The sequence below is a fragment of the Cryobacterium sp. AP27 genome (assembly GCF_056680495.1).
Map to the genome: position 1 here is coordinate 819,077 of NZ_CM155285.1, position 19,173 is coordinate 838,249.

Annotated in this window: 19 protein-coding genes; 14 read left to right on the plus strand and 5 right to left on the minus strand. The window is 66.6% G+C overall.

Going from position 1 to position 19,173, the window contains the following annotated elements; translation table 11 throughout:
* The first annotated feature begins 124 nt into the window (after positions 1 to 124).
* The 6 genes from AC1MB9_RS03755 to AC1MB9_RS03780 all read left to right on the plus strand — a co-directional run bounded on the left by AC1MB9_RS03755 (position 125) and on the right by AC1MB9_RS03780 (position 6,499).
* Positions 125 to 685, plus strand: coding sequence for a GDSL-type esterase/lipase family protein (locus AC1MB9_RS03755; protein ID WP_479963705.1), 561 nt, complete (start codon positions 125 to 127; stop codon positions 683 to 685).
* 76 nt (positions 686 to 761) lie between these two features.
* Entirely contained in the window at positions 762 to 2,630 is a 1,869-nt protein-coding gene (locus AC1MB9_RS03760) for a DUF2207 family protein (RefSeq protein WP_479963706.1), read from the plus strand.
* Entirely contained in the window at positions 2,630 to 2,965 is a 336-nt protein-coding gene (locus AC1MB9_RS03765) for a DUF6804 family protein (protein WP_479963707.1), read from the plus strand. Before AC1MB9_RS03760 ends, AC1MB9_RS03765 begins: the two co-directional genes overlap by 1 nt.
* A gap of 45 nt (positions 2,966 to 3,010) precedes the next feature.
* Positions 3,011 to 3,139: a hypothetical protein gene (locus AC1MB9_RS03770; RefSeq protein WP_479963708.1), complete on the plus strand. Its 129-nt coding sequence runs from the start codon at positions 3,011 to 3,013 to the stop codon at positions 3,137 to 3,139.
* A gap of 125 nt (positions 3,140 to 3,264) precedes the next feature.
* Complete coding sequence (locus tag AC1MB9_RS03775; protein WP_479963709.1) at positions 3,265 to 5,379, plus strand: DEAD/DEAH box helicase; 2,115 nt, start codon at positions 3,265 to 3,267, stop codon at positions 5,377 to 5,379.
* 91 nt (positions 5,380 to 5,470) lie between these two features.
* Positions 5,471 to 6,499, plus strand: a complete 1,029-nt coding sequence (locus tag AC1MB9_RS03780) for a 6-phosphofructokinase (RefSeq protein WP_479963710.1) — start codon at positions 5,471 to 5,473, stop codon at positions 6,497 to 6,499.
* A 53-nt stretch (positions 6,500 to 6,552) separates the two neighbouring features.
* On the opposite strand, the gene AC1MB9_RS03785 is transcribed toward AC1MB9_RS03780, so the two are convergent.
* Positions 6,553 to 6,807 carry a mycoredoxin gene (locus tag AC1MB9_RS03785; protein WP_479963711.1) on the minus strand — a complete coding sequence of 85 codons (255 nt, stop codon included), beginning with the start codon at positions 6,805 to 6,807 and terminating at the stop codon, positions 6,553 to 6,555.
* A 53-nt stretch (positions 6,808 to 6,860) separates the two neighbouring features.
* Here AC1MB9_RS03785 and AC1MB9_RS03790 point away from each other — a divergent pair, with 53 nt between their 5' ends.
* The 3 genes from AC1MB9_RS03790 to AC1MB9_RS03800 are packed head-to-tail and all read left to right on the plus strand — an operon-like array spanning position 6,861 to position 8,861.
* A complete protein-coding gene (locus AC1MB9_RS03790; protein ID WP_479963712.1) occupies positions 6,861 to 7,334 on the plus strand; it encodes an 8-oxo-dGTP diphosphatase in 474 nt (157 codons plus the stop codon).
* Positions 7,327 to 8,532 (plus strand): inorganic phosphate transporter, encoded by a 1,206-nt coding sequence (locus AC1MB9_RS03795; RefSeq protein WP_479963713.1) that lies wholly within the window; start codon positions 7,327 to 7,329, stop codon positions 8,530 to 8,532. Before AC1MB9_RS03790 ends, AC1MB9_RS03795 begins: the two co-directional genes overlap by 8 nt.
* Entirely contained in the window at positions 8,529 to 8,861 is a 333-nt protein-coding gene (locus tag AC1MB9_RS03800; RefSeq protein ID WP_479963714.1) for a peptidase, read from the plus strand. The genes AC1MB9_RS03795 and AC1MB9_RS03800 overlap by 4 nt, the downstream gene beginning before the upstream one ends.
* A 16-nt stretch (positions 8,862 to 8,877) precedes the next feature.
* Here the strand turns inward: AC1MB9_RS03800 and AC1MB9_RS03805 are convergent, their stop codons facing one another.
* Positions 8,878 to 10,155, minus strand: a complete 1,278-nt coding sequence (locus tag AC1MB9_RS03805) for a uracil-xanthine permease family protein (RefSeq protein WP_479963715.1) — start codon at positions 10,153 to 10,155, stop codon at positions 8,878 to 8,880.
* A 61-nt stretch (positions 10,156 to 10,216) separates the two neighbouring features.
* On the opposite strand from AC1MB9_RS03805, the gene AC1MB9_RS03810 reads away from it, so the two are divergent.
* Together AC1MB9_RS03810 and AC1MB9_RS03815 are read left to right on the plus strand one after the other, a co-directional pair.
* Entirely contained in the window at positions 10,217 to 11,812 is a 1,596-nt protein-coding gene (locus AC1MB9_RS03810; RefSeq protein WP_479963716.1) for a carboxylesterase/lipase family protein, read from the plus strand.
* Positions 11,813 to 11,841: 29 nt separating this feature from the next.
* The gene (locus AC1MB9_RS03815) at positions 11,842 to 13,395 is read left to right on the plus strand and encodes an NCS2 family permease (RefSeq protein ID WP_479963717.1); all 1,554 of its coding nucleotides are present in this window, start codon (positions 11,842 to 11,844) and stop codon (positions 13,393 to 13,395) included.
* Between the two features lie 158 nt (positions 13,396 to 13,553).
* Here the strand turns inward: AC1MB9_RS03815 and AC1MB9_RS03820 are convergent, their stop codons facing one another.
* Both AC1MB9_RS03820 and AC1MB9_RS03825 read right to left on the minus strand, forming a co-directional pair.
* On the minus strand, positions 13,554 to 14,429 hold the full coding sequence (locus AC1MB9_RS03820) for a fumarylacetoacetate hydrolase family protein (RefSeq protein ID WP_479963718.1): 876 nt from the start codon (positions 14,427 to 14,429) through the stop codon (positions 13,554 to 13,556).
* Between the two features lie 66 nt (positions 14,430 to 14,495).
* Positions 14,496 to 16,055: an AlkA N-terminal domain-containing protein gene (locus AC1MB9_RS03825; RefSeq protein ID WP_479963719.1), complete on the minus strand. Its 1,560-nt coding sequence runs from the start codon at positions 16,053 to 16,055 to the stop codon at positions 14,496 to 14,498.
* Positions 16,056 to 16,134: 79 nt separating this feature from the next.
* Between AC1MB9_RS03825 and AC1MB9_RS03830 the strand changes: the two genes are divergently transcribed.
* From AC1MB9_RS03830 to AC1MB9_RS03840, 3 genes are all read left to right on the plus strand, one after another.
* A complete protein-coding gene (locus AC1MB9_RS03830) occupies positions 16,135 to 17,532 on the plus strand; it encodes an FAD-binding oxidoreductase (protein WP_479963720.1) in 1,398 nt (465 codons plus the stop codon).
* A gap of 165 nt (positions 17,533 to 17,697) precedes the next feature.
* Positions 17,698 to 18,069, plus strand: coding sequence for an FKBP-type peptidyl-prolyl cis-trans isomerase (locus AC1MB9_RS03835; RefSeq protein ID WP_479963721.1), 372 nt, complete (start codon positions 17,698 to 17,700; stop codon positions 18,067 to 18,069).
* A 132-nt stretch (positions 18,070 to 18,201) separates the two neighbouring features.
* Entirely contained in the window at positions 18,202 to 18,621 is a 420-nt protein-coding gene (locus AC1MB9_RS03840) for a hypothetical protein (protein ID WP_479963722.1), read from the plus strand.
* 6 nt (positions 18,622 to 18,627) lie between these two features.
* On the opposite strand, the gene AC1MB9_RS03845 is transcribed toward AC1MB9_RS03840, so the two are convergent.
* The gene (locus AC1MB9_RS03845; RefSeq protein WP_479963723.1) at positions 18,628 to 19,053 is read right to left on the minus strand and encodes a pyridoxamine 5'-phosphate oxidase family protein; all 426 of its coding nucleotides are present in this window, start codon (positions 19,051 to 19,053) and stop codon (positions 18,628 to 18,630) included.
* Between the last annotated feature and the right edge of the window lie 120 nt (positions 19,054 to 19,173).

The following is a 19,173-nucleotide window of genomic DNA, read 5'->3' on the forward strand; positions in this document are numbered from 1 at the left end:
TTGGGGCTATTCTGCTGGACTAGGGGTCAAGCCCTCGATCTCAGAGTGGTCGCCGTTTAGGATGAGGTGAGCGGGTGGCCTGCCTCACAGTTTCATACCGTCATGGTTCGCAAAGGAGGTCCAGATGTCTGTATCCATCGCATTCCTCGGTGATGGGCTGACCGCGGGCGGAAACTGGGCGGAGTGGTTCCCCGAATACGACGTCACCAATTTGGGAGTCAGCGGTCGCACAACCGATGACGTCGTGGACGATCTCGACTCCGTGATTGAGCTGGAGCCCGACGCCATCGTGCTCCTGATCGGAACCAACGACCTCGGGTGGCGTAAATCCGACGAGTACGTTGTGCGCAATCTGGAAACGATTCTGCACCGCCTGCGCAAGGCGCTGCCGAGCACTCGATTGTTGGTGCAGTCCGTTTTGCCCCGCGATCGGGACCTGTCCCGTTCCATCGGAAACATCAACCGGCACATCTGGCAGTACGCACCGACCCAGCACGCGATGTACCTCGACCTGTGGCCGGCGCTCTCCCAGGCGGATGGGGTCATCGATCCGAGGTTCTCCGAGGACCTCCTGCACCTCACCGAGGCGGGCTACGAAGCTTGGATCTCGGAGCTCAAGCCGGGGCTGGAGATGCTGTTCCAACGACCGACCTCCACGACGTCGATCCCGATCCAGCGCGCCTGAGCCGACGCCCGAGCCGACGCGAGGGTCGCGGGTGCCGGTAGTCCGGTACCCCCGGAGCCGCCGGTAGAATTGCACCATGCTCCGATTGATGCGCCGCGCTCTTGCCGTCGCCCTCGTGACCGCCGTTCTCCTGATCGTGGGCTGGAGCCCGGCCGCCACGCCCGCGCCGGCCGCGGCCGCCGCGCAGACGGGCACGGGAGACTTCACCTTCGACTCCTGGCACTCAGACTTCACCCTCGGGCGTGATGCCGACGGCCGCTCCACCCTGACCACGGTGGAGACGATCGTCGCGCGTTTTCCCGACATCAATCAGAACCGCGGGCTGTTGCGGGCGATTCCCACCGACTATGAGGGGCACCCCACCGCTCTGACGGTGCACAGTGTCACCGACGAGAGTGGCACGCCGCGCGCCTTCACCAGCGAGTTCACGAGCGAGGACGGAAATTTCCTTGAGCTGACGATCGCCGATGCGGACTTCGTCCACGGCGCCCAGACCTACGTCATCAGCTACGTCCAGTCGAACGTCACGCTCTATCCCGATGATTCGGCCACGGAGCAGTTGTACTGGGATGTCAACGGAACCGGCTGGGCGCAGCCGTTCGCCGAGGTGAGCGCGACCGTGCTCATCGACCCGGACCTCACCGACGCGCTCATCGGTGACGCGGCCTGTTACCGCGGGCCCCAGGGAACCACTCAGCCCTGCGAAACGATCAGGGGTCCCGTCGCGGACGCCGGTGGGTCGCGAGTCGACGCCGCCACGCGCAACCTGAACGCGCACGAGAACCTCACCGTGGTAGTGGTTTTCGAACCCGGGACCTTCGTGCCCCGCGATGATTCCTTCACGGCGAACATTTTTCCCAGCCTCGGCCTGCTCGGCGCGCTGCTCGGGCTGCTCCTCGCCGTCGTTGCCGCGGTACTCCGATTCACGCGCTGGCGCCGCACGGCCGGACGGCCGACCATCACCGCCGAATACCTGCCGCCGAAGGGCGTGAACCTGCTCACCTCCGGTGAGGTGATGCGTCGGCGCGGCACAGCCATGGCCGCTCAGTTCGTGAGCTTCGCCGTGCGCGGAAACGTGCGAATTCTGGAGTCGGCCGACGCCTCGAACCACTACCTGCTCGAGCTGCGCCACACGGACGACGTCGACCCGGCCGAGATGCGGATCCTCACCAAGCTGTTCCCCGGCCTGGCCGCGGGGGAGCGCCGGGACCTGAAGAAGAAGAGTGCCACCCTGACGGCGGCCCTGCAGAAGGAGGGCGCGGCGGCCCGTGCGGCGTCCCTGACGCTCGGGCTTCGTCAGAAGAAGGACTACCCGATCCGCACGTGGCTCATCATTGGCGCTGTGGGCACCGCGGCCCTCGCCGTGGGTGCGAGCCTCGTCGCGGTCGCCACGGTGGTCGGCGGGCTGTGGCCCGCGGCCATCATCGTGCTGTCAATCATCGCGAGCATGGTCACGCTTGCGTCTGTCGCGAATTTTCGCCCGCTGACTGCGAGCGGAGCCGAACTGCGTGATTACCTGGAAGGCGTCAAATTGTACATAGGCCTGGCGGAAGCCGACCGACTGCGCGTGCTGCAGAGTCCGGCGGGCGCACTGCGCTCGCCCTACCGACCGGATAACGGGGGCGGGGTCGTCACCGACCGCCCCCAGATCGTGAAACTGTCCGAACGTGTCCTGCCGCTGGCGGTTCTGTTCGGCCAGGAGAAGGAATGGTCGGGGGTGCTGGGCCAATACTACGAACAGACGGCGACGCAGCCCGACTGGTACGTGGGAACACACGCGTTCAGCGCCGTGTACTTTGCCGGCGCGCTGAGCACCTTCTCCACGTCGACGACGTCGAGCTGGTCGGGCACCGCCAGCAGCTCGTCGAGTTCCGGCCGCGGTGGCGGCGGAGGTGGCGGCTTCTCCGGCGGCGGCGGCGGCGGCGGCGGCGGAGGGGGAGTCTGATGGGCACTCCGGCCGCACCCACCTTCACACGCGCCGCACTTGCGCCCGGATTGCTCGGAGCCATCGTGCTCCTGGCGGGCCTCGCGCTGCTCGGCGGCGAGGGATACATCGTTATCCGATACGCGGTGAGCATCCTCGCCCTCATCCTCACGGTCTTCGTGATTCAGGCGAAGGCCTGGTGGTGGCTGCTCGGCCTTGTCCCCATCGCCGTGCTGTGGAATCCGGTCGTCGTGATTCCGCTCGAGGGCCAGGGATGGGCCTCGGCCCAGTACATCGCGGCTCTCGTCTTCATCGTCGTGGGGATTCGAACCAAGGTGCCCGTGCAGCACGCCTGACGCGTGTCTTGCTCGGGCGAGTGAGTTGTGGGCGTAGACTGACCCGTGAAGGACCCGGTCACCGACGCCACCGTGCCACTGCAACCGTTCCAGAAGGACGAGATGCAGTCGATGAAATCCGGTGGGGCCCCGGTTTCTTGGCGATTGACTGTAGCGATCGACGGCGTCTGTTGATGCCGCAACACCTGGGATGCCGCCATTCGTGAGCGTGTCACCAGCGCCGCAAGGCTGTGAAGTGGAGAACAATGGCTAATACCCGCACCGACGGTTCGAGCAACCGTGGCAACGCAGGCCGGCGCATGCGACCCCGATCCCGAGACGATGATGCACCGATCATTCCGATCCTGGCGCGCAAGGTGCGCGAGGTGGAGGCCAAGGCCCAGACCGGCGGCAAACTCGGACCCACAAACCGCACGAAGTACCAGGTGATCGCGCTGCTCATGCGCGAAGAACGCGCGAGGGTCAAGGCCGATTCCGAGCAGAGCGACGTCAATCGCGCCGAACTGCTCAAACGCCTGGACGGTATCGCGCAGATCCTGGCGAAGACCGCCGCTCGCGACACCAGTCTGATCACCCTGCTCGAGCCCGATGCCGGCGTGTCCACCGTTGCTCAGCGGTTCCGCCGCGACTGGTTGCTGGAATCGGGGGCCGAACTCAGCCCCGACGAGCTCATCATCACCCGCGAGCCGGAGGTCAAGGCACCCGCGCCGGCCAACCAGGTTGTTCCCGCGTCGGTGCGCATGCGACAGCTCGCGAACCCCTTCCTGGCTCCTGACTTCAGCGCCGCTCAGGCCGCGCCCATATCTCGCGCCCGTCGCCTCGCCAACTGGGATCTGCTCGGCCCCCTGTTCAAATCCTTTGAGTACGGTTCCGGAGGACAGGCCGCCAGCATGGACATGCCGGAGGCCCCCGCGCTCGACCGTCTGTCCCCGTCCGGCATGGACCTCATGCGGCACCAGGCTCGTTTCATCGAAAGTGCCAGGCTCGGTCACCGCAGCTACCTGCTCGCCGACGAGCCGGGACTGGGCAAGACGGCGCAGAGTCTGCTCGCGGCGTCCGTGAGCAACTCGTACCCGCTGCTGGCGATCGTGCCCAACGTGGTGAAGATGAACTGGGCGCGGGAGGTGGAATTGTGGACGCCGAATCGTCGAGCGACCGTGATTCACGGTGACGGCAACACCCTCGATGCCTTCGCCGACGTTGTGGTGGTCAACTATGACGTACTCGACCGGCACCTCGCGTGGCTCGGCACTCTCGGGTTCAAGGGCATGGTCGTCGACGAGGCGCACTTCATTAAGAACCAGCAGTCGCAGCGATCCAAGCATGTGCTGGCGCTGGCGGAACAGATTCGTCGCCGCACACCCGGCGGCAACCCGCTCCTGATGGCTCTCACCGGCACACCCCTGATCAACGATGTCGATGATTTTCGTGCCATTTGGCAGTTCCTCGGATGGATCGACGGCGACAAGCCGGCGCCGGCGCTGCTGCAGCGTCTCGAAGACACCGGGCTCACTCCCGCCGACCCGAGCTTCTACGCCGAGGCCAGGGCCGCCGTCATCGATATGGGCATCGTGCGTCGTCGGAAGGTGGACGTCGCCGCGGATCTTCCGGCGAAGCGGATTGCCGATCTCCCCGTGGAACTCGACGACGAGCTGGGCCGTTCCATCCAGAAGGCGGAACGGGAACTCGGCGCTCGTCTCGTGGTGCGCTTCAACGCGCTCGTCGCGGCCCGCCATTCCGGGTCAGGCCCGATCGCGCCGGACGAGGACCAGCGCGAATCGTACATTCGCGCGGTCGCACACGCCGAACTCGAAGATTCCAAGGGCCAGACCACCGGCGAGAACGTGTTCACGATGGTGCGCAAGATCGGCCAGGCCAAGGCGGGGCTGGCGGCAGACTACGCCGCCCAGCTGGCTCGTTCGGTGGGCAAGGTCGTGTTCTTCGCCAAGCACATCGACGTGATGGATGCCGCCGAGGAACTGTTCGCCAGGCGCGAGCTGCGAACGGTCTCGCTGCGTGGAGATCAGAGCGCCGTGGCCCGGCAGGCCGCAATTGACGCGTTCAACAACGACCCGGAGGTCTCCATCGCGGTGTGCTCGCTCACCGCCGCCGGTGTCGGTGTGAACCTGCAGGCGGCGTCGAACGTGGTGTTGGCCGAGTTGAGCTGGACCGCCGCCGAGCAGACACAGGCCATCGACCGGGTGCACCGCATCGGGCAGGATGAGCCGGTCACCGCGTGGCGCATCATCGCCGCGCACACCATCGACGCTCGTATCGCCGACCTGATCGGCAGCAAACAGGGCCTCGCCGCTCGAGCACTGGACGGTTCCCAGGAAGAAGACCGGTCCGCAGATTCGATCCAGGCCAGCGCGCTGGTCTACCTGCTCACCCAGGCGCTCGACGGCACCCTATAAGACGCCGGACGGCAACCGATTTGGGCCGGGGTGAATGCTGGCACCAGAATAGGCGAACCATGTTTGTTTACGCTTGAAGGAATAGAAGACCATGAAGATCGGTATCCTCACCAGCGGCGGCGACTGCCCCGGACTGAACGCCGTCATTCGCGGCGCGGTGCTCAAGGGCGAACGCGTGCACGACGCGGAATTCGTCGGCATTCGCAACGGCTGGCGCGGGCTCGTGCAGGGGGAGTTCACGACGCTCGACCGGCACAGCGTGCGTGGGCTCTCCCGCCAGGGCGGAACCATCCTCGGCAGCTCGCGCACCAACCCGTATGAAGGGTCTAACGGCGGTCCGGAGAACATCCAGAGAACGCTCGACGCCGAGGGCATCGACGCCGTTATCGCCATCGGCGGCGAGGGCACGCTCACGGCGGCGCACCGTCTCACCGAGGCGGGACTCAGGATCGTCGGTGTGCCCAAGACCATCGACAACGACCTCGAAGCCACCGACTACTCCTTCGGTTTCAACACCGCGGTGGAAATCGCCACCGAAGCCATTGACCGGCTGCGCACCACCGCGGAATCGCACGGGCGTTGCATGGTGGTCGAGGTCATGGGTCGCCACGTCGGCTGGATCGCCCTGCATTCCGGAATGGCCGGCGGAGCCCACGCCATTCTCATCCCCGAGCAGCCGAAGACGATCGAGCAGATCTGCGAATGGGTCGAGCACGTGCGTGACCGCGGACGTGCCCCCGTCATCGTCGTGTCGGAGGGGTTCCTGCTTTCCGGAATGGAAGAGGCGCACTCCAACAAGGGACTCGACGCGTTCGACCGCCCGAGGCTCGGTGGGATCAGCGAAATCATCGCCCCGCTCATCGAGGAGCGAACCGGGATCGAATCCCGCGCGACGGTGCTGGGACACACGCAGCGCGGCGGAGCGCCGTCGGCCTACGACCGCGTCCTGGCGACGCGACTGGGCATGGGCGCGATCGACGCCATTTACGCCGAACAGTGGGGCTCGATGGTCTCACTGCGGGGCACAGAGATCGAAGTTGTCAGTATCGCCGCGGCGACGATCGGCCTCAAGAAGGTCTCACCGGCCCGTTACGACGAGGCCGCTGTCCTGTTCGGATAACTTCCGGCGGGGCAGGCGACGCCGGGCGTTGCCTGCCCCGCAACGGCAGGGGCTCAGGCGAGTTTGGCCTGCACGTCGGCGAGGGAGGGGTTCGACGCGCTCGAACCGTCGGGGAACAGCACGGTGGGTACCGTGCGGTTGCCTCCGTTGAGACTCATGACGAGCTCCGAGGTTCCTTCGACCTCTTCGACGTTGATTTCGCGGTAGCCGACGCCCGCTTTCGTCAGCTGCGACTTCAGGCGCGAGCAATAGCCGCACCAGGTCGTGGTGAACATGGTGATGGTGCCGGCGGCGGGTACGTATTCCATACTTCGACCCTAACCTTTCAGGGTTGGCGTTTCCGGCGGGCTAGGCTGAAATAATGACTTTGCCCCAGGTGTGCGTGTGCTACCTCACCCGACGGACTCCGACCGGTCAGCTGCAGGTGCTGCTGGGGCGCAAGAAAAAGGGCCTCGGGCTCGGAAACATTGTGGGTCTCGGCGGCAAGCTCGAACCGGGCGAGACTCCGGTCGATGCCGCGGTGCGTGAGATCGAGGAAGAATCCGGCCTGCGTGTGGAGGCGCAGAACCTGATCCCGCGGGGAGTACTGACGTACCTGTTCCCGTCGCGCGAGGCCTGGAGCCAGATGTCCACCGTGTTCGTCTGCTCCGAATGGACCGGGACACCCCGCGAATCCGATGAGCTTGATCCCGAGTGGTTTGCGGTGGAGGAACTTCCTGTCGACGACATGTGGGACGATGCGAAGCATTGGCTTCCCGGAGTCCTCGCCGGCGCTCCGGCCCACGCCACGTTCACCTTCGGCCCCGATCTCAAGACAGTGGTACCCAATGCCTGACCTCAGCCTGATCGTGGTGCTCGTCATCGTGCTTGCCCTCGTGTTCGACTTCACGAATGGGTTCCACGATACCGCGAATGCCATGGCGACGCCGATTGCAACCGGGGCGATGAAACCCAAGGTCGCCGTGGGCGTCGCCGCCCTCCTGAACCTCGTGGGCGCGTTCCTCTCCACCGAGGTCGCCAGGACCATCTCGGGCGGCATCATCACCGAGGGCGAAAACGGAGTGCTGATCACCCCGGAACTCATCTTCGCCGGACTGATCGGGGCCACGGTGTGGAACCTCATCACCTGGCTGCGTGGTTTGCCGTCCAGCTCGAGTCACGCGCTGTTCGGCGGCCTGATCGGCGCCGCCGTCATCGGCATCGGGACGAACGCCGTCGACTTCACGGTCGTGGGCGCCAAGGTCGTGCTGCCGGCGCTCATCGCACCGCTGATCGCCGGGGTGATCGCGCTGCTGGCCACCAAACTCGCCTACGCCGTCACCCGGCGCGAGGCCGGACGGCCGGATGGCCGCGGCGGGTTCCGCTCCGCCCAGATCTTCTCGTCCTCCCTCGTTGCGCTCGCGCACGGCACCAACGATGCCCAGAAGACAATGGGTGTGATCACGCTCACCCTCATTGCCGGCGGCTTCCAGGCCGTCGGTAGCGGTCCGGCCTTCTGGGTCATCGCCGTCTGTGCCCTTGCGATTGCGCTCGGCACCTACACCGGCGGCTGGCGTATCATCCGCACCATGGGCACCGGACTGACCGAGGTCAAGCCCGCCCAGGGCTTCGCGGCCGAAACGAGCACGGCGGCGACGATCCTGGCATCAAGCCACTTGGGCTTCGCCCTGTCCACCACACAGGTGGCCTCAGGCTCGGTGATCGGATCCGGCCTCGGCCGTCGCGGCGCCACCGTGCGCTGGGGCATGGCGGGGCGCATCTCCCTCGGCTGGATGCTGACACTGCCGGCGTCCGCCATCATGGGTGCCTTCGCCGCCGGGCTGACCACCCTCGGACCGATTGGGATCGTCCTCGACGCCCTCATCGGAGGCGTGGTCATCGTGGTGCTGTTCCGCTGGTCGCGCCGCAACCGGGTCACCCACAACACGATGCTGAACGACATCGACGATGCCGGCCGAGTGGTCAGGATCACGAAAACGCCGCGCCGCCAGAACCGTGCGGACCGCAAGATTGGCAAGGAGATGGCACTGTGATCGACTGGTTCGCTTTCGGCATCGTGGCGGGGGCATCGCTCGTTGCCGCCATGGTCGTCGTCGGCCTGTATTCCCTCGGGCTGCGCCTGCTCACGACCGGAGGGCGGATCCCGCTCGTCGACCCGGTCGAATTCACCGGGGCCATTACCGTACTCACCCGCAAGCGCGCGGCGAAGGCGGCCAAGCGAACACGCAAGGCGGCAGCGGCGAACCCGCTGACCGATCGGCAGAAGCGTGCCGCGATCGGTGCCGGCTACGCCTGCTTCGTGCTCTGCGCCGGCGCCGGTCTGTACGGCTTGTACCTCGTGGTCCCCGCCCTGCACAGCTGAGCGAATTGCCGCCGGCTCAAGCCGTGCGGCGCACCCGGCCGACCCACGTCATCAGGTGATAGATCACGATTGCCGCGATCGTGCCCAGGGCGATTCCGTTGAAGCTCAACGTGCCTGCCGAGAGGGTGAAGTCGGCGATGCCGATGATCAGGGCCGTCGCCGCGGTGAACTGATTCACGGGCTTGGAGAAGTCGACCCGATTGTCGAGCCAGATTTTCACCCCGATGACCCCGATCAGGCCGTAGAGCGCCGTGGTGACCCCGCCGAGCACGCCCGCGGGGATCGTGTTGATGACGGCGCCGACCTTGGGGGAGAGCCCGAGGAGAACCGCGGTGATCCCGGCCACCCAGTATGCGGCGGTGGAATAGATGCGCGTCGCCGCCATCACCCCGATATTCTCACCGTAGGTGGTGGTTCCGCTGCCGCCGCCGAGACCGGCGAGCATGGTCGCGAGGCCGTCGGCGAGCAGCGCCCGCCCCGTGAGCCGGTTCACTTTCGCATCCGTCATCTGGGCCACGCCCTTGATGTGGCCCACGTTTTCGGCGATGAGAACCAGCACAACGGGTAGGAACGCGGGCAACACCCCGAACACCAGCGCCGGGTTCTCAAACGGATTAGCCGGAGCGGTGAACGGCGGCAGTCCCACCCACGGAGCGGCGGCCACCTGGCCGAAGTCGACCTGACCAAGAACGACCGCGGCGACGTAACCCACGAGAACACCGATGAAAATCGACAACCGGCCGAGGATGCCGCGAAAAAGCACGGTGCATAGGATGACGGACAGCAGCGTGATCACGGCGGTGATCGGCGCCTGTTCGAAGTTTGCTCTGGCCACCGGGGCGAGGTTGAACCCGATGAGGGCGACAATGGCCCCCGACACGATGGGCGGCATTAACCGGTCGATCCACCCGGTGCCGGTCAGTTGCACAACCAGTCCGACGACGGCCAGGAGCACGCCGACGGCCATGATGCCGAACAGAGCACTGCCCATCCCCGCCGACGCGGTCGCGGCCGTGATCGGTGCGATGAACGCGAACGACGAGCCGAGGTAGCTGGGCAGCCTGTTGCCCGTGATCAGCAGGAAGAGCAACGTGCCGATCCCCGAGAACAACAGGGTCGTGCTGGGCGGGAAACCGGTCAGCAGCGGAACCAGGAATGTCGCCCCGAACATGGCGACGACGTGTTGGGTGCCGATACCGATCGTGATCGGCCAGCTGAGACGCTCGCCCGGGCCCACGACCTCCTGCGCCCCGACCGTTTTTCCGTCACCGTGCAAGGTCCAGGGCAGTGCCATTGTTTCTCATTTCGTTGTTGCGCGCTCTCCCCCGATCGTAGTGAAGAAATAGGATCGGGGCATGACTGTTGCGACCGGCAAGATCACGAGAGAGCAGAGCAGCGCACTCGTTCGCCATGTGAGCGGCGGGGACGTGCGCGGCGTACGTGAACGGGGCGTGCTCGCCTGGCGGGGGATCCCCTATGCGGCCGCCCCGGTGGGAGACCTGAGATTTCGGTCACCGCGTCCCGTGCCGGCGTGGTCGGGAGTGCGGCCCGCCGACGAGTTCGGTGCCGTAGCGCCGCAAAGCCACCGGGGGCAGTTCATCGGCGCGCATCCGCGGATCCCGCAGAGCGAGGACTGCCTCAACCTGAACGTGATCGCGCCGGCCGACGCGGCGGCCCCCGGACGTTCGTCCGAGGCGGGGCTGCGCCCGGTCATGGTTTTCATCCACGGAGGTGCGTACAGCGTGGGGTCGTCTCGCGAGGTGCCGCGGCAGGGAGAAGGGCTCGTGCGGCGCGGCGGCATCGTCTACGTGAGCCTCAACTACCGGCTGGGCGCCCTCGGCTACCTCGACTTCACCCGGTACTCCACTCCGGAACGTCCCTTCGAGAGCAACCTCGGTGTGCGAGACCAGGTCGCGGCACTGCGCTGGGTGCGGGAGAACATTCGTGAGTTCGGCGGCGACCCGGATGCCGTCACCCTCTTCGGCGAGTCGGCCGGCGGAAACGCCGTGACCACCCTCATGACCGTGCCGGCCGCCGCGGGTCTGTTCCACCGTGCGATCGCGCAGAGCGCCCCGGCCAATGCGGTGTACCCGCCGGCACTCACCGGCCGTTGGGCCGAGGAATTCGTGCAGAGCCTCGTCGATGCCCCCGGCAGGGCGGGGGGACCGGTCGGCGGCGACACCACGGACCCCGCCGTTCGCCTCTTGCTGACCGTCGACCCGGCCCGGCTCGCCGAGGCGACAACCGAGCTCACGCTGCGCACCCCCGACCAGGACCCCGGCACGATCCCGCTGTGTCCGGTCATCGATGGGGATTTTCTGCCTGAACGCCCGCTCGACGCGTTCCGGGATGGCCGCGCGCACCGGGTGCCGTTGATCATCGGCACCAACGCACGGGAAGGATCTCTGTTCAGTGGTCGCATCGACATCCTCGCCACGACACCGACCCGGATTCGTGCCATCTTCAAGAAGACGAAGAAGAAGGCCCGCAAGACCTTGAAGGCGCAGTACCCCGGCATCCCTGCCCTGCGCGCGGCACTCGACTTCGGCGGCGACTACTCGTTCTGGTACCCGAGCGTCAAGGTGGGGGAGCGACACTCCCGCTACGCCCCGGTGTACTTCTACCGCTTCGACGCGGCGCCCCGGTTGGTGCGTTGGATGGGACTGGACGCCACACACGGCCTGGAGCTGTTCCCGCTCTTCGACCGGTTGAACGGCTGGCCGGGGCGGGGAATGACCCTGCTCGGCGGACGGGCAGCGTTCCGGGCCGTCGGAGCCCGGATGCAACGCCGGTGGCTGGACTTCGCCACCCTCGGAGCCCCCGGCGACACGTGGCCCCGCTACGACGAGTCGACCCGCCGCACCCTGATCATTGATGCCGCCGACCGAGTGGAATCGGACCCCGGTACAGAACGACGCGTGGCCTGGGGCGCATTCGTACCCCACGTCTGAGTCGTAGACTATTCACCTGATCATCGTGTGTGCGTGCCAATAGCGCCACAGCCCACGCAACCTGCCCATTTTCTTGCCGATCGGCCCGGGAGCACACCATCACCACCACGAATACAACCACGTCAGAATCGCACTCCCCGAAGCCCGCCGGTGTCGGCGCCAGGGTGGACAAATTCTTTGAGATCACCAGTCGCGGTTCCACGTGGGCTCGCGAAATGCGCGGCGGCCTGGTGACGTTCGTGACCATGGCCTATATCGTCATCCTGAACCCGCTGATCCTCGGCGGTTTCAGCGCCGACCAGGCTGCCGTCGACGTGGCCGGCAATTGGCTGCCCAACGCCCAGGTGGCGGCGGTCACCGCCCTCACGGCCGGGGTCATGACGATCCTCTTCGGGCTCGTGGCCCGCCTGCCGTACGGCTTCGCCGCGGGGCTCGGCATCAATTCCTTCCTGGCGGTGAGCGTCGTCGGTCAGGTCACCTGGCCCGAAGCGATGGGACTCGTCCTCATCAATGGGGTCATCATCGTGATCCTCGCCTCCACGGGCATGCGAGAGCTCATCTTCAACGCCGTGCCGCAGCAGCTGAAAATCGCCATCACGGTGGGTATCGGACTGTTCATCGCCTTCATCGGCCTCGTCGACTCCGGGTTCGTACGATCGAGTGGCGCGGCTTCACCGCCCGTTCAACTGGGCGACCAGGGTTCCGTGAGCACCCTGCCCACCGCGGTCTTCGTGATCGGGCTTATCATCATCGGCGTGCTGGTGGCCCGCAAGGCCCAGGCAGCCCTGCTCATCGGCATCGTGGCGACGACCATCATCGCTGTCATACTCGAGTCCATTTTCAAGGTCGGCCCGTCACTGGGTGTGAACCCGGCCGGGTGGAACCTCAACGCCCCCGTTCTGCCCACCGAATTCGTCGCCGTGCCGGACCTGAGCCTGATCGGCCAGGTGAGCTTCGGCGCATTCGACCGGATCGGCATGCTCGCCGCGGTGATGCTGGTCTTCACGCTCGTGTTCACCAACTTCTTCGATGCCATGGGCACGATGACCGGCCTCGCCAACGAGGCCGGTCTCGCCGACAAGAACGGCAACTTTCCCAGACTGAAGTCGGCGCTCATCGTCGAGGGCATCGGCGCGGTGGCCGGAGGCGCGGCGTCCGCGTCATCGAACACCGTGTTCATCGAATCCGGTGCGGGCATCGGCGAGGGTGCACGCACGGGGCTGGCGAACATTGTCACCGGCGTGTTGTTCCTCGCTGCCATGTTCTTCACGCCGCTCACCCAGATCGTTCCGCTGGAGGTGGCCGCGGCCGCCCTCGTGATCGTCGGGGCCATGATGGTGTCCCAGATCCGTCACATTGACTTCTCCGAGTTCTCGATCGTACTTCCGGTGTTCCTGACCATCCTCATCATGCCGCTCACGTACTCGATCGCCAACGGCATCGGGGCCGGATTCGTGAGCTGGGTGCTCGTTCGGTCCTTCTCGGGCAAGGGCAAGCAGATCAGCCCACTGCTCTGGGTCGTGGCGGCCGGCTTTGTGCTGTTCTTCGTGCGCGGACCGGTAGAGGCGCTGCTCGGCGCGTAAGGTCCCGGCCGGCGGCTGTTTGAGACGGGCAGCGCCGGCGAGGCGCTCGGCCATCGCCGCGGCGGATGCCGGATCCGGGCAGCCTCCGCATCCGCCGCGCACAAAAGAGCCCCCTCCAACGCACGCCGTGCGCCGGAGAGGGCTCTTTTGCGGAACGGTTAGCTCGTGCGACAGTGCGTGGTGAGAAAGCCGATCTTGTCGATGGAGATGGTGACCGTGGAGCCGTCCTTCAGAAAAATCTGCGGTTTGCGGCTGTAACCGGCGCCGCCGGGGCTGCCGGTCGAGATGAGGGTTCCGGGCATCAGCGTCGACGTTTGCGAGAGGTAGGAGATGATCTGGGCGACCGTGCGCACCATGTCGGCGCTCGAGGCATCCTGCAGGATGCGGCCGTCAACGTGCGTGCTGAGCCACACGTCCTGAGGATCACCGATCTCTTCGGCCGTCACGACGATGGGCCCCGTCGGGGTGAAACCGTCGAAGGACTTGCAGCGGGACCACTGCGCCTCGGAGAACTGCAGGTCGCGCGCGGTGATGTCGTTGACGATCGTGTAGCCGAACACGTAGTCGAGGGCATCCTGCACGGACACGTTGCGGGCCGCACGGCCGATGATGACGCCGAGCTCCGCCTCGTAGTCCACCTGGGAGGTGAGATCGGCGGGCCAGGTGATGGTGGATTCGTGGCCGGTGAGCGAGTTCGGCCAGAGGGAGAAGATGGTGGCGGAGGTCTCCAGGCGCAGACTCAGTTCGGACGAGTGCGCGGCGTAGTTCGCCCCGATCGCGATGATCTGCGGAGGCCGCAACACCGCCGATGAGTGTCGGAGTGTGTCGATCGAGGTCATGGACACGCCCGCGGATGCGGCGTTCAGGCTGACAGCGCGTACGCGATCGACCTCGTGTTCGCCCTTTTCCAGCAGGTCTTGCAGGTCGCGGGGGGCGTCTTCCATGATCTCGTCGAGGAACAGTGCCTCGTCGCCGAAGGTCACCGCCAACCTCGGTGTGGACTGGCCTTCAACTCTTAGATGCGCAAACTTCACCTGTACAGGCTACCGGCACCCGGGGGCCACGGGCTGTGGATGGGCGACAATGCCCGGGGGTGTTCGTTAGAGGACTCCGACGGGGTCGCCCGCCGCGCGCCACAGATGCATGCCGGCATAGCTGCGCCACGGGGCCCACTCATGCCCGCGAGCGGACAGCGCGCGGTGCTCACCGGGGAGCCCGAGACGACTCGCGCCCTGCCGAATGGCCAGGTCGCTCGTGAGCAGAATGTCGGGGCTTCCCAAAACCCGCAGGGCGACGTACCCGGCCGTCCACGGTCCGATCCCCGGAAGAGCGGTGAGCTTGGCCTCGAGTTCGGCACGAGTGTCGCCGTAGGACAGCACGAGGTCGCCGCGCTCAAGCTCTGCCGCCACACAAACAATCGCGTTGATGCGCGCGGCGGGACCGCGCAGAACGTCACGTCCCTCGGCGGCGATGCGCGCGCTCGTGGGAAACAGCCGCGTGGGCGCGCCAACCTTCGGCGAGCCCCCGTCGGGTGCCGCGAGCTGGTCACCGAGCGCGATTGTCAGCCGGGTCAGGGCCGTGCGCGCCGCCGCCACGGACACCTGCTGTCCGATCAGGGCGCGGAACAGGGTTTCCTCGGGATCCAGGGTGCCGGGAACCCGGATGCCCGGCGTCAGCGACACGCGCGTCGCAAGCTGAGGGTCGCTGCTGAGGGCGAGGTCGATCGCGGCGGAATCGGCGTCGAGGTCCAGGAGCCGACGCACCCGACCGACGAGCGGGGCAAGGTCGGCCAAATTGCTCAGGGTGGCCGCGCAGACGACCGTCGGGGCGGCATCCGTTCCGGCGAGCGAAAGTTCGACGGTGGCCGGGCCGTGGGGCAGCCGGACCGTACGCGTGTAGCTGTGGTTGGTAGCCGTTTCAACGCCGGTGATGGCGCGCACCCCGAGAAAACGCAGGAGGCCGCGGCCGTCGAAGGGCGCGCGGGTGGGGAGCTGCAGGGTGATCGTCGTGCCGTGGGCGTCGCTGTCGTGGTGCGGGTCCGGAGCGCGCGATGTCGACTGGCGCAGCGCGGACGGCGTGCGCTCGTAGACCGCCGCAATGGTTTCGTTGAACTGGCGCACGCTGCCGAAACCGGCGGCGAAGGCAACATCCGTCATGGACAGGGCCGTGTTGACCAGCAGAATACGCGCGGTCTGGGCGCGATGGGCTCGGGCGAGGGCGAGCGGGCCGGCGCCGAGCTCTGACACGAGCACGCGCGTGAGATGCCGAGGTGTGTAGCCGAGCCGGCCGGCTAACCCCGGGACGCCGTCGCGTTCAACGGCGCCGTCGGCGATGAGCCGCATGGCTCGGGCGGCGAGGTCATCGCGCATGTTCCACGCCGGGGAACCGGGCACGGCATCGGGCAGGCAACGCTTGCAGGCGCGCAGACCGGCCTCGTGCGCGGCCGCGGCCGTGAGATAGAACGAGACGTTGACCGGCTTGGGAGTGGCGGCCGGGCAGCTCGGACGGCAATAGATGCCGGTGGAGTGCACACCGGTGATGAACTGGCCGTCAAAGCGCTGATCGCGGGAACTCACCGCGCGGTACCGCTGCGCAAAGACGGGGTCGCCGAGGCCCGGGCGGGCGGATGGCGCCGTTCTGGTGCGTGAAGTTGTGGTCACCCCTTCAGCGTGCCACGTTCGCCCGCGTGCCGGTAGCGGAAATCAGACATGACCGACCGCGCTCGCTAGGGTGGACTACATGACTGTAGTGACACGTCTTCAGACCGAGTTGGGTGCGATCGTCAGTGTGGATGGAGCCGATCTTGCGGCCAGTCGCACGGACAAGTCGGGGTGGACGGCCGACGGCACACCGCTCGCCGTCGTGAACGCCACCACCGTGGAGCACGTGCAGTGTGTGCTGCGCCTCGCGTCCGAATTTCGGGTTCCCGTCATCACCCGCGGCGCGGGTACCGGCCTGGCCGGGGGAGCCTGCGGCTCCGATGGTTCCGTCGTGCTGAACCTCGCCGGCATGAACCGCATTCTGGAGATTCGACCGGAGGACGAGCTCGCCGTCGTGGAGGCCGGCGTGATCAACCAGGACCTGAACGACGCGCTCACCCCGCACGGGTTGTGGTTCGCCCCCGATCCGGCCAGCAGGGCCATCTCCACCGTCGGGGGCAATATCGCGACGAACGCCGGCGGTCTCCTGTGCGCCAAGTACGGCGTGACCCGGGAGGCCGTGCTCGCGCTCACCGTGGTGCTCGCCGACGGCTCGCTGCTGCACACGGGGCACCGAACCGTGAAGGGCGTCACCGGCTACGATCTCACCGCGCTGCTCACGGGCTCGGAAGGGACCCTCGGCGTCATCGTGGAGGCGACGGTGCGCGTGCGTGCGGTTCCGCTCGGGGGAACGGTCACCGTCGCCGCCGTCTTCCCCGACGTGGCCGCGGCGGCCGCCGCATCCGCGCGTATCACCGCCGAACGCTTGCGCCCGGCCGTTATGGAACTCGTCGACCCGGTCGCCCTCGCCATTGTGGGTCGCTACCTGGGACCGGAGAAGTCGGCCGGGCTTCCGCTCGGCCACGGTGCCTTCCTGCTCGTGCAGACGGATGGCGAGGGTGCCGCCTTCGAGGCCGACCGCGTGGCCCAGGTGATGCGACGTGAAGGCGGCCAGGTGCGGGTGTCGAACGATCAGGCGTCCGGGGAACGGCTGCTCGCCATTCGCCGGGCGTTGCATCCCGCGCTGGAGCAGCACGGAACCGTGCTCATCGAAGATGTTTCCGTGCCCCGTTCACGAATGCGGGAAATGTTCGACGTGATTGCGGAGATCAGCGCGCGCACCGGAATCGCCATTCCCGTGGTCGCTCACGCCGGGGACGGAAACCTGCACCCGAGTTTCGTGATTCCCGCCGGCCCGGCGGGAACCGAGGGGTCCCCTGCGGTACCGGCACATATCTGGGCGGCGGCCGACGAAATGTTTCGAGCGGCCCTTTCGCTCGGTGGCACCCTGACCGGCGAGCACGGGGTGGGAGTGCTGAAGCGACGCTGGCTGAAGGACGAACTCGGCGACACGGGTTTTGACCTGCAACGGCGGCTCAAGGCCGTTTTTGATCCTCTGGGGATCCTCAACCCGGGCACCATGTTCGAGTCCCCGTAAGGTCGCGAACCGCGACAAAAACTCGCCGCTTCGGTGGTGTGGCGATGCCGACGACTCTCCCGATGCGGCGAGTTTATGTACATATATCGTGCATCTTCGGCGGCGTTCGCGCAAGGATGAATTTTTGAGTAGGTGAAGTTCGGCCGCATCCGGTTGGATGGAACCATGACAAATATGAACTCAAAACCGGAAATCGACTTCCCAGAGGGCGCAGAGCCGGAAGAGCTTGAAATCGAAGACATCGTCGTCGGCGACGGCGCGGAAGCCACCCCCGGCGCGACCGTTGACGTGCACTACGTTGGCGTTGAATTCGCCTCCGGTGACGAATTCGACGCGTCGTGGAATCGCGGAGCATCGATCAACTTTCCGCTGCGCTCGCTCGTCGCCGGCTGGCAGCAGGGAATCCCGGGCATGAAGGTCGGCGGTCGTCGCAAGCTGGTTGTACCCCCGCACCTGGCCTACGGCCCGGCCGGTTCCGGCCACCGCCTTTCCGGCCAGACCCTGATCTTCGTGATCGACCTCCTGGGCGTCAGCTAGGCCCGACCAGGCCCACCGGCGAGTACGCGCGAGGCGCGGCCGGTCGCAACCGTCACGTTGCGGTCGGCCGCCGCCATCGGCACTTTGCGTTCGGCCCTGTCTTGCACGCCACTGTCGCGTGCATAATGTTGCATGATCTCCACCGACAACGCCCGAGCTCTTCTCGCCGCCGGCCTGGTCTGGCGACCGGCCTCGGGTGACGCGTTTCGCATCGAACGGCCCGGCTTCGATTACGACGTCTTCACCGTGAGCAGCATGGCCATCGAGCCGCACGAATTCGACACGGGCACCATCCTCGGCTTCAACGGCACCACTGAGTGGGCGCTCGACTCCCTCGCCCTGGAGAACGCGCTCTGGCTGCCGCGTGAAGACCAACTGCGCGAGTTACTCGGCGGGGCGTTCCGGGCGCTGGAGCGCACACCCGACGGCCGGTACCGGGTGGTCGCGGACCTGGGGGAGGGACCGACGCATTTCGGCGCCGACGCGGCGGCCGATGCCTATGCGGCGGCCGTCCTCGATGCGATGGCCCGCACCGCGCCCGGCCGACCCTGAACGGGGTCAGTAGCGGTCGGGCTCGGGGCCGAGCTCAAACCGACGGCCGTTCATCTCGGTGGGGATAATCTCCACGTAGACGTACTTAAGGGTCGGGATCAGCGGGTGCAGCGGCAGCTGGTCGGCAGCGTCGATCTCGGCGCGCTTCTCCAGAATGCTTGCCGTTCCCTTCACGACGATGCTCCAGGCCTCGTCGTGACCCACGCCATCCGTTTCAAAGGCCACCCGGTTGTTCACCGTGAGTTCGAGCAGCTTCGTGCCCTCCGCCGTGCGAAACAGCAGGCGCCGGTCGGCGGCGACGAAGTTCACCGGAAAGATATCCGGGATTCCGCCGACGCTGACCGCGAGGCGGCCCAGGCTGGCCGAGAGCAACGTGTCCCAGCATTCGTCTTCGGTGAGGGTACGGATCTCTTTGACGTCGTCGATGTCCATGACTCATCGTGGCACGTGCGAGAACCCGATGGAAGCCGATGGAACGCGCCGATGTAAGATAACGGGTGCACAACGGCCACCGACCACTTCGGGGATCCCGACCGGCACACCGGGTTCAGA

What these genes read in the sequence shown, in the direction of transcription:
- AC1MB9_RS03765 (WP_479963707.1), top strand. Translation starts at nt 2,630, where the DNA reads ATGGGCACTCCGGCCGCACCCACCTTCACACGCGCCGCACTTGCGCCC.
- AC1MB9_RS03840 (WP_479963722.1), top strand. Translation starts at nt 18,202, where the DNA reads ATGATCTCCACCGACAACGCCCGAGCTCTTCTCGCCGCCGGCCTGGTC.
- AC1MB9_RS03785 (WP_479963711.1), bottom strand. Translation starts at nt 6,807, where the DNA reads ATGGAATACGTACCCGCCGCCGGCACCATCACCATGTTCACCACGACC.
- AC1MB9_RS03755 (WP_479963705.1), top strand. Translation starts at nt 125, where the DNA reads ATGTCTGTATCCATCGCATTCCTCGGTGATGGGCTGACCGCGGGCGGA.
- AC1MB9_RS03810 (WP_479963716.1), top strand. Translation starts at nt 10,217, where the DNA reads ATGACTGTTGCGACCGGCAAGATCACGAGAGAGCAGAGCAGCGCACTC.
- AC1MB9_RS03795 (WP_479963713.1), top strand. Translation starts at nt 7,327, where the DNA reads ATGCCTGACCTCAGCCTGATCGTGGTGCTCGTCATCGTGCTTGCCCTC.
- AC1MB9_RS03805 (WP_479963715.1), bottom strand. Translation starts at nt 10,155, where the DNA reads ATGGCACTGCCCTGGACCTTGCACGGTGACGGAAAAACGGTCGGGGCG.
- AC1MB9_RS03830 (WP_479963720.1), top strand. Translation starts at nt 16,135, where the DNA reads ATGACTGTAGTGACACGTCTTCAGACCGAGTTGGGTGCGATCGTCAGT.
- AC1MB9_RS03835 (WP_479963721.1), top strand. Translation starts at nt 17,698, where the DNA reads ATGACAAATATGAACTCAAAACCGGAAATCGACTTCCCAGAGGGCGCA.
- AC1MB9_RS03775 (WP_479963709.1), top strand. Translation starts at nt 3,265, where the DNA reads ATGCGACCCCGATCCCGAGACGATGATGCACCGATCATTCCGATCCTG.
- AC1MB9_RS03845 (WP_479963723.1), bottom strand. Translation starts at nt 19,053, where the DNA reads ATGGACATCGACGACGTCAAAGAGATCCGTACCCTCACCGAAGACGAA.
- AC1MB9_RS03760 (WP_479963706.1), top strand. Translation starts at nt 762, where the DNA reads ATGCTCCGATTGATGCGCCGCGCTCTTGCCGTCGCCCTCGTGACCGCC.
- AC1MB9_RS03780 (WP_479963710.1), top strand. Translation starts at nt 5,471, where the DNA reads ATGAAGATCGGTATCCTCACCAGCGGCGGCGACTGCCCCGGACTGAAC.
- AC1MB9_RS03790 (WP_479963712.1), top strand. Translation starts at nt 6,861, where the DNA reads ATGACTTTGCCCCAGGTGTGCGTGTGCTACCTCACCCGACGGACTCCG.